This is a genomic window from Fodinibius sediminis, assembly GCF_900182555.1.
GTDB lineage: Bacteria > Bacteroidota > Rhodothermia > Balneolales > Balneolaceae > Fodinibius > Fodinibius sediminis.
Map to the genome: position 1 here is coordinate 285,586 of NZ_FXTH01000001.1, position 14,654 is coordinate 300,239.

Here is a 14,654-nt window from a genome sequence, read left to right on the forward strand (position 1 = left end):
CATATAAAATCACATTTTTTTAGGGCAATTGACAGTAATACTTTAATTTAACGGCTTCGTTCTAAAAAAATCACCATGGTAACAACGAACCAGCATGACTAAAGACGAAAAGAAATTAGGGCCCCAGCGCGAACGCATTGATGAGATTGATCAGCAACTGCTGGATCTGCTCTCCGAACGCAATCGTATTGTTCATGAAGTCATTGAAAAGAAAATCCAGAATCAGCTGCCTATTTTTGTTCCCAAGCGGGAAGATGAGAAAACGGATAAGTTTCGAAAGATGGCCGCCGACCGGGGACTTGATCCCGACTGGGCTGAGGATTTTCTCCGGATGATCATGGCTTCCTCGCGGGCAAGCCAGTCCTCTGATGAGTTTCCACGAGCCACGGAGGCCCCCAAGCATATCCTCATTGTGGGAGCCCGGGGCGGCATGGGCCGTCTGTACGCCCGGGTTTTCGAACAGTCGGGCCATATTGTTCACAAAATTGACAAGCACAACTGGTACGAACTGGAGGAGATGGCCCCGAAGCTGGACCTGGCTATTGTAACGGTTCCCATCAATGTGACAGAGGATGTAATCAGGCGCCTGGCGCCCAAGCTGAAGAAGGAGACCATCCTTGCCGACTTCACGAGTAACAAAACGGAACCCATAAAAGTGATGATGGAAGTCCACAGCGGACCGGTTCTGGGCCTCCACCCCATGCATGGCCCCGATGTCAACAACCTCTCAAAGCAGCTCATGGTTGCATGTGCGGGCCGCGATGCTGAAGCCTCCCACTGGGTGGTTGAGCAGTCCCGCCTCTGGGGCATGCGCGTCATAGAGGCCGACCCTCAGAAGCACGACCATGTGATGCACCTGGTACAGGGCCTTCGACACTTTGTTGCCCTGCTCCACGGCTCCTTTATGAAGACCTACGATCTCAATCCACGGGATATCCTGGACTACTCCAGTCCTATTTATCGCGGAGAATTGATGATGACAGGGCGTATCTTTGCCCAGAGCGCCGAGCTTTACGCCGACATTGTATTTTCCAATGAAGAACGCAGGCAACTGCTGCTCAAGTTCATCGAACACAACGACCGGCTGGCCAAGATGGTACGGGAGGATGATAAAAAGGGATTTGTCAAAGAGTTTGAAGCTGTCACTGATTTTTTTGGCAGCTTCGCCAACCAGGCCCTCGAGGAGAGTGGCTACCTGATTGACCGGCTGACTGATCGCTTTGCCTGACTTCGCAATGGCCACCTATTTCATATAACCTGCTTTTAGATTAGAAGGGCCTCAAGATCCGTTATGCTCAGAAAAGCTACCGCCTTTTTTCTTTTTTTGCTTTCGATGGCCGCTGCCGGGCGCGCTCAGCAGTCCTCCTACGAGCAGATCCGCCTGGATGCCAGCGGTGCCCTCTCTCTCCTTGACAACAGTTTTAGCCGTCATTGGGAAAGCTCACCCGGATTTCATATTGGGACGCGGATCAACTATCATGCCGGCAACCTGGAGGCCGGAGTCCGATATTCCAACTACAGCGCCCGGGACCCGGCCTACGATGAGGCAAGTTTCTCCGCTTATTTCATCTATATTGGCTGGGAATACCCTTTCCGGCTTGCCAGGCAGCTCACCTTTGCTCCCGGGCTTCGTTTTGGCAACACTTTTCTTGCCTTTCGTAACCCCGCCACCTACCCGGCGGCGGGCGTATGGGCCGAGTATGTGTTCGATTCCCACGAAAGCGAATTTGCCTATGAACTGTTTGGACGGCTGGAATATAAACTGGGCAACAGCCCATGGCACCTCCACTCCAGTTTCTCCTACAACCGAACGCTGACTTACCATCCCCTGCCGGTGGGACTTCTCTCCCTCGGCATAAGCCGCTCCTTAAGCACCCCCTCCTGGCTTAAAAACTTTCTGCAATGATACGACGACTATTTATCCTCCTTCTTTTTCTCTGCTGCAATACCCCGGATGTTCTCGGGCAGGCTACGACCGAAAAGAAGGATAGTCTTGCCACTTCGATCCTTATAAAACCCAATGATATTCTGCAGGCCATCCCGGAATGGACTGCAGCCACAACAGATGGGTTTGCCTACCGGGTGCATTCGGGCCGGTATGGCTTTTATGGGCCTCAGCCGACGGTCTACATCGATGACATTCCTATTGATTTTTCGTATTTCAACTGGCAGAACCTCAACATGCTGCCGCTTTCCACGGACCAAATCAAAGTAATCGGCTATCACTCCGATCCCCGGGCGCACCATGGCATGCTGGCCCGTTCGGGCTACCTCGACCTTCGTACGCTTCCCCCCGACACCGGTTTCAGCATCTACAGCTCCATCACCGTCGGTAACCAGATAGAAGATCCAGGACCCTGGAGCTATGACCCGTCAAGGGTGACCCCCAACATCGACCGGCGCGGTCCTCATTATATCTCAGAGATTGCATACGGCGGCTCCCGCTGGTACGCCAAAGGACACCTCTCTCTGCGACAGCACCAGCCAACCAACCTGAACAACAACCATCGCATCGGAAGCTATTCCTACGTTGATGGTGTCTGGCACCCCGTCAAGACGACGGTGGGCAACGGCCTTGCCGAAGTCGGGTTCCACACGGGCAACTGGTCGTTTCGAACACGCGGCCTCCTGAGCACCAATGATGAATATGTCTTCTTCCAACCCTTCGGGCGTGAAATACCTGCCGTCACCGGCTACCGCCAACTGGCCGTGAAGGCCAGCCGCAAAACCGGGTCCTGGTCGCTCAGCGCCCGGTACCTGGCCAACCACAAGTCCATGGAATACCGGGTCAACAACAAGGGCTATAATTTTGACTGGTGGAGGATTAACCATCTATTTTCACTCTCCTCCGGCTATCAAAACAGGTGGCTTTCGCTGGAGTCGGGGGGAATCCTGGAAATCAGCAATGCCCGTGGACTGCAGATGGTAAACCAACAGTCGCTGGCCACCCTTTACGGATCCATTAGCTCCCAGCTGCATCGAGACCACAGCCTCCGGGCCGGCCTGAATATCGACATTGCCACCCACGAGACCGCCACCTCACTCTCCATTGGCTCAACGCATCAGCTAACGGACGACTGGAGCATCTCGGCAGTACTCGATTATAATGAAATGCTAAATTACCGGCAGGAAAGCAGCACCTACTGGTACAGGCGGGGCTATGACCTGTTCTCCCAGCTTGGCATAACCCATTCCCGGCCGTTCAGCTCACAAAAAAACAGCAGCACCCAGGTCAAGCTGACCAATGACTATACCCTTGCTCCGGCTGTATCCCTCACCCTTGAGGGCACATACATTGACCATCACACCCTGAATATCCCCTGGCAGGTGGTCGCCCATGATGAAGAACAATACACCGGGATCTACACTCATCCCCGGGACTTTGCATTTACCGCTGAGCACGGCAGTCGCTTCAGATTAAAACTCGGACTTACCCAAAAGGTAGGCCCTGGCTTTACCCATGAACTTAATATGATACACCGGTACAACCGTGACGGAACCGCCCGGTACCACAGCTATTGGAAACAGATCCCGAAGCAGCAGCTTCGCTATGCAGTCAAGATTCGTCCTGTAACCGATCTTTCCTTTTCAGCAGCCGCCTTTTACCGCAGTACGGCTAACTGGAAGGAGTACCAGAACCTCGAAGGGGAACAGTATCGCTCCCTGCAGCCCCAGTACCCGCTCCAGTATGGCACCTTTCATACCAGGACCCCCTCATTTTTCAACATAGACATCACGGCCAGGAAATGGTTCTGGGACCGGCGGTTGGCCACCACCTTTTCCTTGCGGAATCTTCTAAACACCGAGGTACGCTACCATACCCTGGGCCCGGACCAGGCCATGCAATTCATCATCAAGGCCTCCCTCTCCCTGTAGCCAGGAAGATAAATCTGTTGCTTTTCCGATGCTGACCGATGGACCCGACGATGGGTTCGTATATATCCAATGATTCCATGGCAACCGCCCGCAATCTCAAACCCGCCTGATGGATCCTCTTTATCTTTCCATGCATTAGAGCCGAAAATAATGGTGGACCAAAAAGCCGACTTCATCGGTTTCCCGTTAATTCGCAGACATTTATTGCAGCCTCTTCTCTCCGAAAAATACTGATTCGCTCTATACATCCCTTGTCTTACCCCCAGGGCCAATATGAATGATCTGTTGACGTCCTCCGCATATGGACCTCAGCTGGATGATTTCCTGCACAAAATGATCTTTGGTGATCACGCCCTGCAGCAGAACTTCACGAGCATAACATTCTGAGGCCACACAAACGGGGCCTTGTTGTACAAGCACAATACTTATTTGGATAGGAGGATACACCGGCGGCAGGCAAGAGTTTTTTTATCTGCGACAATACAACTGCTGGCAGATATCCGGTGTTCGCATTCTCAGAACAAGCTTAAAATAAAAAAGGCCCCGCTGAAACAGCGGGGCCTTTCTTGAGCTCTTGAGCTTTTCGCACGTTACAGTTGCGAAACTTCGATTTCTACTCGACGGTTTTGTCGTCGTTCTTCTCGATTCGCATTCTCGATCTTAGGCTGAGATTCACCCAATCCTTCAGTAAAGATGCGATCACCGCTTACACCGCGACCTTCCAGGTAACTCTTGACGGACTCGGCACGACGCTGTGACAGACGCAGGTTGTACTGCGCAGGTCCAATACGGTCGGCGTGACCTCTCAAGGTTGCCTTGAGGTTGGTGTTGTCCATTAATTCATTGGCCAGGCGATTCAGTTCATCTTCGAACTGTGTTTCGATATTGGATCTATCGAAGGCGAAGTTGACGTCAGCGAAGTCGAAGTCGACTTGCGGACAACCGTTATTCGCTTCAATACCTGGTGTTTCAGGACATTCATCTTCGTAGTCCGGAATACCGTCGCCGTCGGTGTCAGGGCAGCCGTCAAATTCAGCTTCGCCTGCTACTTCAGGGCAGCGATCATCTTTATCCGGGATGCCGTCGCCATCGGTGTCAGGACAGCCATCGAATTCGGCTTCGCCTGCAACTTCAGGACAGTCATCTTCGTAATCCGGAATGCCGTCGCCGTCGGTGTCAGGGCAGCCGTCAAACTCGGCTTCGCCTGCAACTTCAGGACAGCGATCATCAATATCCGGAATGCCGTCACCGTCGGTGTCAGGACAGCCATCGAACTCTTCCGGCCCCGGTGTCTGCGGACAACGATCTTCCTTATCAGGAATACCATCGTCATCAGCATCAGGAGCAGGACTGATGTTAAACTTGAAACCAACAGAAGTGACTAAAAAGTCATCGTGGCTTTTGTTGTCGATGTTGCTGTCGACGTTGCTGGTTGATCGACCAAGGCCATCAGCCTGCCCATCAAAACCATCAACAAACGTACGGTTGTACGTAGCTTTTAAAAACAGCTTTGTTTTCTCCGACAGGCGGATATCAAATCCAGCTGCAAGTGGAATGCCAAGCCCTACGCGGCTGTCAATATCGTTTCCGCTCTGGCCTTCGTAAATATTGTCGCTACCGCCGAAATAAGGGGTAACACCAAGACCAGCAGCCAGAAATGGCTGGAGCGTTGCATCCTCACTAAATATATAACCGTTGGCCAACTTATACCGTAGCATTAAGTTGGCATTAATATATTTGGTACCAAAGCTGTTATCAGCTTTGACTGGATTTGAATCATCCTGGTTCTTGTAATCCAGGTATCCGTATTCCAAAATGGCATCAAAGTCGAAAGACGGACTCAGATATTGGTGAAAGCCAATACCGGCAGACCAGTCAGTGTCGACCTCATACTCGAGCATCTCGTTGCCGAGATCACCGTCATACTCATTATGCCCGATATGGATGCTCATCCAAGTTGGACGATCCTCCGTTTGCGCTTGCAGAGCAGGCACAAAAAAGCATAACATAGTTGCGGCTAAAAGTAGCTTCTTTAACATAAAACCTCCTAAGATTAATTATAATTTCAGGCCAACGCCTGATTGTTTTTATGTAATTTTGACGTTGTAACGTTTATTAAAAGCTCAATACAGCTCATAAGTTCCCTAATTTTTCTAAATATTAACAATATTTTTTTTCAAACTATTTCACCTCCATTGTGCAATATACAAACCATTGATTTTTATATACTTAAGTCACTTAAAACTTATACTTTTTAAAGTAACAATCAATTGTCTGCACTTAATTCTTAATAAATTTAAATTATAAATGAGCGAATATGAATTCCGGTGAATCTATTAAATACTTCACACTACATACCTAACTCTCTTGCAGATAATAAAATAGAAGTTTTATACAACCCCCTATTTACCCAACCAGGCCGGTATTTTAGGCCTCTTTTAACAAGAATAACAAGGCCCGCTCCGCATTACTCTACAGCACCATCCTTATACCGGTTACCCTGACTTACTTCTCTGTCGGCGAGGTATGCATTCCACTCCATCTCCTTCCTCAGCCGTTCTCGATGCCGGGGGCGCAGCGACTGTTCGCCGAGCTTTTGGATCCATGCCTCTGCGGCCTCCCTCCTCCCCTGAAAAGCCAAATGATGTATCAACCTCAAATAGTCGTCAAAAAAGACCTCATGAAAAGAGCCCTGAAGCAATTGTCCCGCATACAGATTGAATACCGCCCATTCCTCCTGTTCCAGGGCAGCTTGCACAGCTCGTATCTGAGTACGGTAGACCGCCTCATCGAAGGTCGTCGAATCCGGAAGCCGGTGCTCATACATTAACCGGCGGTAGATCTGCCACTGCCGGTTATCGCTGCGCGTTTCCAGGGCCCACTTTTTCATGGCATTGGGCGGGGAAGTCGTAAGTTTCCGTGCCGCTTCAACATGGCGCTTTGCCACTTCTGCATTTCCGGTCTGTGCATAGGCATCGGCATAAAGTAACTGCAGGTCCAGGGTTGTATCCTCCAATGAAGCCACTTGCTGAACCGAATCATATTTCCGGGCCTCCAGATGCCGAAAGCTCCATTCTGTCTTGACCGCCGCCAGGCTGTCCGACAGTTTAAATACCTTATCCACCGTCTCCAGCATCCGGGTGGTATCCCCCCTGATTTCAAAATACCGGTATTTGTCCCATGCTGAAGCTAAGTTGGAAACAGTATGTGGACAGGGTTTTTCCAATAGCGAGGGAATAGCATATATCCGACTGGCGCGGCGCCGGTCGACGGAGTCAACCTCCGTGGAGTCCAGGTGCTCGTGCCACTGCTTTACCATCGTCTCCCATTTCTGCGGGTAGGCTTCAATAATATCCCCCGTGCGATATGCTTGTTTCAGCATTTCAACGGGGAAGCGACGCAACAGGTACTGCACAAATGAACCGCTGGTTATATAGTTGACGCCGGACCGGCCGCTGTAAAAACCCCACGGCGAAAAAGCCAGCCGAAGAGTATTCGGGCCGGGATAAGGGGTCTGGGAAGCCACCACCTGGTCAATTGTTGTTGTCGGCAGGGAACCGCCCGTCAGGGCAACAGCCGTACCCTCGATCAAGCCAATGCTCCAGCTGGCATTCAGCAATCGATTGCCAAACTGCTTGGCGGCCACGTGCACCAGTTCATGTTCCAGGCTTCCCTCGAGTTGCTGCTGGGCGATATGCAACTGATCCTGCTCCAGCCAAACCGGTACGTAGCTTGTATATTTGGCTCCGACCAATTGTTTTTTTTGCCAGGGATTTGCATAGAGATAGCTTTCAATCTTAGTGGTTGGATCTGCGACATCCAGGTCGAACACAGCCTCAATCTGTTCCAGATAAAATTCATGCTCTCGGGCTGTCATCTGAACTTCATACTCACTGTATGCTTCCTGATCATAATAAAGACGAAAACGTTCGGTGTCATGGCTTCCTCCAAGTACTTCCTGGATATGCCCGGGGGGCGATAAAATACCCGTCTCAGCCATCCGGATATAGCTGAACCCAAGAAAAAGGATCGCAAGTCCCACCATCCACATGGAAAGCCGGTCTTCAGAGAGGGAGGGAAGATGCCAGAGCAACAGCACCCAGCACATGGTCATCGAACGAAAGAACAGCACAGCAGCACTGAGGGTAACCGTCTCGTCATAAATGGGTCCCGGCCATCCTCCCCATACATGATTAAAAAAGTACACCTGCGGATAGTTGAAAAATTCAAAGACAAGAACTCCCACGCCAATCAATAACAAGATCACGGTTGTACCAATTCGGCGGTAGGGACACTGCCACTTTCGCATCAGGCGTCCAATGGAATAGCCGAAAAATACACTGGGGAGGGGGAAAAGAAGCCAAAAAGCCAGCCCGTGAACCGAAAAACACCCACTGAAAACCGCATATAACAGCAGTGGTAACCCCGCCAGATAAAGATAGCCTGCCAAAAACAGGGCATTATTGAAATCTCTGCGTCCGGAAGCGCTGCGGCAGCCTCTCAAACCCGCCCAAAAGCAGCCAACGAGGGCGGCCAGGATGGCTGACTCGAAATGAAAATCGCCCAGCAGCGGCACAAAAAGCAATCCTCCTCCTGCCAGAAGAGAAAGAAATACCCCCCGCCATTTATCACCTATTGTCAGGGACATAAAATAAATAGAGTATTCGAATACAAGAACGGAGCAATACCGACACCAGAGCCGTTCCTAGAATTAGTTTTACTGCTTAAACAGGGTTGAAAGTACAAACCAGATGTTTTCCTTCCGCTCCATAAGCCGTCGCTTGAAATAGGGAAACCACATGGTTCCGAAGGGAACATAAACCCGGGTATTGTAGCCTTCCTGGGTCAGTTTCTCCATGGTATCCTGCCGCAATCCATAGAGCATCTGGAATTCAAAACGGGAGGGGCTTATCTTATAATCCGATGCATATTTCCTGATCCAGCCAAGCAGCTCATCGTCGTGGGTTGCCATGCGGGGATAAGGCGTTTTTTCAATCAGTATTCTGGCGTATTCCTTGAAGGCTTCCCTGATCTCGCTCATATTCTGCAGTGCTATATCCCCCGGTTCCTTATAAGCCCCCTTGCAAAGACGTACATCGGCCCCGAGCTCGGCCAAATCTTGAATATCCTCTTCCGTTCTGTGAAGATAAGCCTGGATCACAATGCCTACATGTTTCCCATATTGGCTGACTGCCTCCTTGTACAGGTCGATAGTCTGCTGGGTATAATCAGATCCCTCCATGTCAATGCGCACAAACTGTTCGTTCTCGCGGGCCACATCCAATAGCCGGTACAGATTATCCCTGCAGTAACCAAAACCGACATCCAGCCCCAGCATGGTAAGTTTTATGGAGATTGTACTGTCTATGCCGGCACTTCCGATGTTTTTCAGGAGCTCGACATAATTTGCCACCATTTCATCGGCCATTTCCCGGTTATCAACGTTTTCGCCCAGCAGATCCAACGTAACCTTGATATCTTTTTGGTTCAGATCTGCAACTTTGGGAACTGCTTCCTCAAAAGTTTCACCGGCTACAAAACGCTTGGCAAGGATAAAGGGTAACTTCATAAAATCGCCTGATTGAGGTTCCTTTCAAAAGGATGGAAAATAAGAAATTGCAGGCATCTCTCCTATCCCCCGCCTTTGGTTCTTCTTTAAAAGGTGAAACATTCTTCAGTCACTGATCGTACTGCCTGTGTGTCCCCAAACAATAAAACCATAAAATATCATGGATACACGAAACAGCTTCCTGCTTAAGATAACACTTACCTTTTTGCTTTCCTTCCTCGTTACATTCTGGATAACCAAACCGGCAAAAGCTGACGGCAATGCGGGTAACAGCATCACCGTTGACGAGCCCTACCGGACAGAGACCTTCAATGCGACGGGTTCCGATCTGCTCGATATAAAAACTTCCGGCGGACATATTACCGTGGAAGGATCCAATTCCAATGCGGTGCGCATCGAAATGTACGTCCAGAAGAACGGCCGGGACCTTTCCCCCGATGACACAGATTTGGCCAACTGGGATATTGATATTTCCCAGTCCGGAAATACCATTACAGCGCATGCCCGCCGCAAAAAGAGCGGGTGGAATATCTTTGGCAGTGACAACCGTATTTCCATCTCCTTTGTCATTCATGCTCCCCGGGAAATTGAAACAGACCTCGCCACCAGCGGAGGTCATCTTGAAGGCCACGGGCTTGCCGGAACCCATACAATGAAAACAAGTGGCGGCCATATCACCCTCTCTGACATAGAAGGCCGGGTAAAGGCACGAACATCAGGTGGACACATCAGCGTCAACAGCCTTGATGGTGACCTTGACGCCCAGACCAGCGGCGGGCATATCCACCTGGAAGACATCCGCGGAACCTCCGTTCAAGCGAGCACCAGCGGTGGCAATATTGAAGCCGACTTTCTTGCGTTAGGCAGTGTTATTGATCTTAAAACCAGCGGCGGCAACGTTAATCTTCAGCTTCCCGAACGTTCGGCCTTCGACCTCGACCTGAAAGGCAATCTCGTGAACGCGACTCTTGATAATTTCTCAGGGAAGGCAGAAAGGGATGAAATAAAAGGAAAAGTAAACGGAGGCGGTCCTTCTGTTTCAGCCAAGACCTCCGGTGGGATTGTCTCCCTTTCATTTAAGTCGTAATGATGTAGTATGCCGATCCCCGTGTCGTACTCGTGTGGATCTATCACAAGTGATCGGCCCATCATGCGGCTGCGCGGGTGCACAATAAACCAGCACCCATGACCTCATCAGTACTATGGAGCTGGAACTTTTTTATTGACTTTCTCTCCAGTCGAGATCATGATATGAGCCCAGGGGGTTCCCGGTTCCATAAGCCAGGGGGCCCCTTTGCTGAACGGTCTGAGGGGTAAACCGGTCGATTCGGCCGTGGCATTGGGCAGGTAAACAACATAGAGCGGGGAAACATCATCAATAGCTCTCTCTTCATAATCAACAGCATCATCCGGTCCTGACAAGGCATAAAGGGCCATCGCACGTTCGGGCATCGGTATTTTTCCAGACCTTATCTCAGAACGCCGAATCAGATCTATTTCCTTTCGAGACATGCCCTTTGCCTTGAGCTGCCGTCCCCTTTTCATGAAGGGCTCCAGATCTTGGTGATAACAGGCGACATGGAAATCAGTACTCTTCGGGTCATCCGCGATGCAAATCAACTTATTGGTTCCCTTTCTAAGTACTGACAGGGTGCTGTCGGAAGCAGTCTGATAACCCAAGACCGTAGCCTCGGCCTGCAGACTTTCAGGGGCCGCACTCACAGCTGCCATTATCTGCTGTTCTTCCGTCGGCAAGGCCGATTGTGCCACCACAACCTGAATGCAAAGAAAAAACAAGGCGACAGCGAGAGTAGAAGATCGAAGAAAAGAATACATCATAAACTAAGCTTTGGTATCATAATTGACCAAAAGATACAAATACAATTCAGCTTTTCATCATATTTTCTTATATATAACAACAAGAGGAAATCATCCGGCATCATCCTTTTCATCATTTCAATAATCAACGGGTATTATGAACTATTCAAGACGTGATTTTATTTCTCACCTTTCATTTGGACTGGGTTCACTGGCCACCCTGCCCGGGCTAACCATGTATAGAAATATTGAATCGTTCCTTTCTGAATCAGGATACACCGAACTGCCTGATGACCAAAAGCTGGGAGTGGCTCTTGTGGGACTTGGAAGATATGCCTCTGGGCAGCTGGCCCCGGCCCTCCAGGAGACAAAAGTCTGCAGGCTGGCCGGCATCGTAACCGGCACGCCCCGGAAGGAAAAAGAGTGGGCCCGGAAATATGACATTTCCGAAACCAACATCTACAATTATGACAATTATGATCAAATTGCCGAGAATGAAGATATTGATATCATTTATGTAGTATTGCCCAACAGCATGCATGCGGAGTATACCATCCGTGCAGCCGAGGCTGGCAAGCACGTGATTTCGGAGAAACCCATGGCAACTTCTGTACAAGATTGTCAGCGGATGATTGATGCCTGCCGCGCAGCTGGTCGCAAGTTATCCATCGGCTACCGGCTGCATTTCGAACCTCACAACAGAGAACTCATGCGATTAGGGCGTAACGAGGTCCTGGGGCCGGTCCGGAAGATGAGCGGGGCACACAGTTTTCCCCTGAACGACCCTTCGGCCTGGCGCCTGGATAAAGAACTGGCGGGCGGGGGTCCGCTGATGGATGTGGGCATCTATGTAATTCAGGCCAGCATCTACACCCTGGGAAAATTACCGACTTCCGTCAGGGCATGGGATGAAACGAAGGATCCCGAACAGTTTCCCGAAGTAGAAGGCACCATACGATGGGAGTTGTACTTCCCGGAGGGGGTGGTGCTTCATGGATCCTCGAGCTATGAGGACAGCGGCAACAATTTTCGGATGGAAGCCACCGACGGCTGGGCCGAACTGAGTCCCGCCTACAGCTACAGCGGTATCGAGGGTGAAAGCAGCAACGGTCCAATCCGCTTTCCTCAGGTCAATCAACAGGCCTTGCAAATGGATGATTTTGCACGCTGCATTTTGGAAGATGAGCCGAGTATCGTGCCCGGAGAAATGGGCAAGCGCGACATGATCATTATGGAGGCTATTTACGAATCCGCACAGAAAGGCCGCAAGGTGGATCTTGTGTTTGAAGACGGTTTTATTGATCCATTTAATACATAGCTTCTATGGCCTGCATATACTGATTCCCGGAAGACTGGATGTCCGAAAACCGGAGACGGCCGTCCGCTACTCCAGTACAAATCGGAAGGTTATTGTCCCCCACTGCGACTGCTGGGGCACCCCCGAAGGAAGCCTGGAAAAACGCCAGCTTCGCAGCGTTCGCATCACTTCACGCTCCAGCTCGGGATTCATTTTTTTAAGCGGGACTATACGGCCCAGTGTGCCGTCCGGCTTCACCTCAAATCGGATGGTCAGCGTGGCTTCTGAATCCGTCGGATTACTGGGCAGGGGCTGAACCATCGGTGATCGCTCGATATCTCCCTCCCACTGCAATTCGTAAGGAGCTGATTTCTCTTGCTCATTCCCCGTCCCCTGATCTGCTTCAATATCCCCGGTATTGCCCTGCTGATCACCGCTGCTTTCCGCCCCCTGCTGCTGAACATCAGCCTGTTCGGTTTTGGGCGGTACCGTTACTTCTTTCTGGGCTTCCGTGGCCGTTTCCTGTTCAGGATCGACCTTATCCGTTTCAGGCGTTTTTATTTCCTCTTCCTGAACCTCTTCCTGCTGATCGGGAGCATCAACGGATTTTACCGTCTCATCAGTGGTCTGCTGTTGTTCCTCCACCGGTTCGGGCGTTTCAGGATCCGGGTTTTCAGGTTCCACTTCCGACGGATTAGGGCGTGTGGCCACCTCTTCGTTTTGCTGTTCGGCAAACTCAGCCGGTTTGCCCGACTGCAGCTCGCCAAACTGAACCTCGATAAAAGAGGGTCGGGCCTTCATTTGGATCGTGAATGTATATAACAGAAAGATGATCACCAACACTACATGCACTCCCCCCGTTACCATCAGGGCGAAGCGATCTTCTTCATTTTGTAATGTAGGTAGTTCCATGTCAATCAGCGTCGTTATTGAGAAGTTTGTTCCGTAGCCATGACAATATTCAGCTGCAGGGCCTTGGCGACATTCATGACACGAACTGCGTTGTCGACAATGGCATCTTTATCAGCCCGCAATACCAACGTACTTTCCGGATTCTTATTCTTTTCCTCCTGCAGGGCCGATGCCAGCATTCCGCGCCCCGTCAGCTCGCCATTCACATAGAATTCTCCCTCCTTGGTAACGGCTACATTAATAAACTGCGATTCAGTCTGTGCCCCTGTTTCGGCCTTCGGAATATTCACTTTGATGCCAAAGTTGGTGACAAAAGAAGACGTCAACAGAAAAAAGATAAGCAACAGCAGTACAATATCCGTCAGTGACGACTGGGAAAACAGCGTCAGGGGCTCCATTTGATTTTCGTCTTTTCTAAAATCCATTACTGCACCTTTTGTGCTTCTCTTTTTTTCTTGTTAGAGGGTGACTGCAGCATATCGATAAAATCGGCGGATGCATTTTCCAGCTCGTGGACCGTACGATTTATTTTGCCGAGCAAGAAGTTATAAAAACCATAGGCAATGATACCGACGATCAGACCAGTTGCCGTGGTAATAAGCGCCTCCCAGATACCACCGGCCAGTACGCTGGGGTTTACATTTCCCTGCAGCGACTGAATATCCATAAAGGCTTCAATCATGCCGGTTACCGTTCCGGTGAATCCAATCAGCGGAGCTACACCCGCAATGGTTGCGAGCCAGTTCATCCGCTTTTCAAGATGGTAAATTTCTTTCTTCCCGGCATTGCTGATGGCGTCTTCAATATCCCGGATGGAGCGGCCAAGACGCCGGATGCCGGCTTTCAGGATACGCGCCAGCGGCTTGTCGATGCCATCGCAATAGGTCAGGGCGCGCTGCCGGTCCCCATCTTTTAACATCCCTTCAACCGTCCGCAGAAAACCATCCACCTCGATACGTGAATTATTGAGTGACCGCCATCGCTCAGCAATTACAAAAATAGCCAATACCGAAAGTATAAAAAGAGGAATCATCAGCACGCCTCCTTCGGCAAGTAATTCAAACATCGACATGTTTTCCTGCTGAGCGGCTAAACTCAGGCTGTCAGCTATGGCCGAGGTATCACCGGCTGCAGTATCTGGTTGAGACTGTATCCAAAAGAAAAGTAAGGCTTGCATAAAAT

12 protein-coding genes are annotated in these 14,654 nt (G+C 50.4%); 5 read left to right on the top strand and 7 right to left on the bottom strand.

The genetic code is table 11. From position 1 onward, the window contains the following. The first annotated feature begins 94 nt into the window (after positions 1-94). The 3 genes from tyrA (at position 95) to FN808_RS01270 (ending at position 3,876) form a co-directional block, all read left to right on the top strand. Positions 95-1,228, top strand: a complete 1,134-nt coding sequence (gene tyrA / locus FN808_RS01260) for a bifunctional chorismate mutase/prephenate dehydrogenase (protein ID WP_142712719.1) — start codon at positions 95-97, stop codon at positions 1,226-1,228. Between the two features lie 63 nt (positions 1,229-1,291). Further along, on the top strand, positions 1,292-1,906 hold the full coding sequence (locus FN808_RS01265; protein WP_142712720.1) for a hypothetical protein: 615 nt from the start codon (positions 1,292-1,294) through the stop codon (positions 1,904-1,906). Further along, positions 1,903-3,876, top strand: a complete 1,974-nt coding sequence (locus tag FN808_RS01270) for a TonB-dependent receptor (protein WP_142712721.1) — start codon at positions 1,903-1,905, stop codon at positions 3,874-3,876. Before FN808_RS01265 ends, FN808_RS01270 begins: the two co-directional genes overlap by 4 nt. 590 nt (positions 3,877-4,466) lie before the next feature. Here the strand turns inward: FN808_RS01270 and FN808_RS01275 are convergent. From FN808_RS01275 to FN808_RS01285, 3 genes are all read right to left on the bottom strand, one after another. Next, complete coding sequence (locus FN808_RS01275; RefSeq protein WP_142712722.1) at positions 4,467-5,915, bottom strand: DUF6089 family protein; 1,449 nt, start codon at positions 5,913-5,915, stop codon at positions 4,467-4,469. Between the two features lie 428 nt (positions 5,916-6,343). Beyond that, positions 6,344-8,524: a hypothetical protein gene (locus FN808_RS01280; protein WP_142712723.1), complete on the bottom strand. Its 2,181-nt coding sequence runs from the start codon at positions 8,522-8,524 to the stop codon at positions 6,344-6,346. A gap of 69 nt (positions 8,525-8,593) precedes the next feature. Further along, positions 8,594-9,445 carry a proline dehydrogenase family protein gene (locus tag FN808_RS01285; RefSeq protein ID WP_142712724.1) on the bottom strand — a complete coding sequence of 284 codons (852 nt, stop codon included), beginning with the start codon at positions 9,443-9,445 and terminating at the stop codon, positions 8,594-8,596. Between the two features lie 160 nt (positions 9,446-9,605). Here FN808_RS01285 and FN808_RS01290 point away from each other — a divergent pair, with 160 nt between their 5' ends. Then, positions 9,606-10,532 (top strand): DUF4097 family beta strand repeat-containing protein, encoded by a 927-nt coding sequence (locus FN808_RS01290; protein ID WP_142712725.1) that lies wholly within the window; start codon positions 9,606-9,608, stop codon positions 10,530-10,532. Positions 10,533-10,645: 113 nt separating this feature from the next. On the opposite strand, the gene FN808_RS01295 is transcribed toward FN808_RS01290, so the two are convergent. Beyond that, positions 10,646-11,284 carry a hypothetical protein gene (locus tag FN808_RS01295; RefSeq protein WP_221929868.1) on the bottom strand — a complete coding sequence of 213 codons (639 nt, stop codon included), beginning with the start codon at positions 11,282-11,284 and terminating at the stop codon, positions 10,646-10,648. Between the two features lie 136 nt (positions 11,285-11,420). On the opposite strand from FN808_RS01295, the gene FN808_RS01300 reads away from it, so the two are divergent. Then, positions 11,421-12,581: a Gfo/Idh/MocA family protein gene (locus FN808_RS01300; protein ID WP_142712726.1), complete on the top strand. Its 1,161-nt coding sequence runs from the start codon at positions 11,421-11,423 to the stop codon at positions 12,579-12,581. A gap of 66 nt (positions 12,582-12,647) precedes the next feature. Here FN808_RS01300 and FN808_RS01305 read toward each other — a convergent pair whose 3' ends face one another. Genes FN808_RS01305 through FN808_RS01315 form a run of 3 tightly spaced genes read right to left on the bottom strand, consistent with a single transcriptional unit; the run spans position 12,648 to position 14,649 of the window. Next, a complete protein-coding gene (locus tag FN808_RS01305) occupies positions 12,648-13,472 on the bottom strand; it encodes an energy transducer TonB family protein (protein WP_142712727.1) in 825 nt (274 codons plus the stop codon). 14 nt (positions 13,473-13,486) lie between these two features. After that, complete coding sequence (locus FN808_RS01310; RefSeq protein WP_142712728.1) at positions 13,487-13,897, bottom strand: ExbD/TolR family protein; 411 nt, start codon at positions 13,895-13,897, stop codon at positions 13,487-13,489. Next, on the bottom strand, positions 13,897-14,649 hold the full coding sequence (locus FN808_RS01315) for a MotA/TolQ/ExbB proton channel family protein (RefSeq protein ID WP_142712729.1): 753 nt from the start codon (positions 14,647-14,649) through the stop codon (positions 13,897-13,899). The genes FN808_RS01310 and FN808_RS01315 overlap by 1 nt, the downstream gene beginning before the upstream one ends. Between the last annotated feature and the right edge of the window lie 5 nt (positions 14,650-14,654).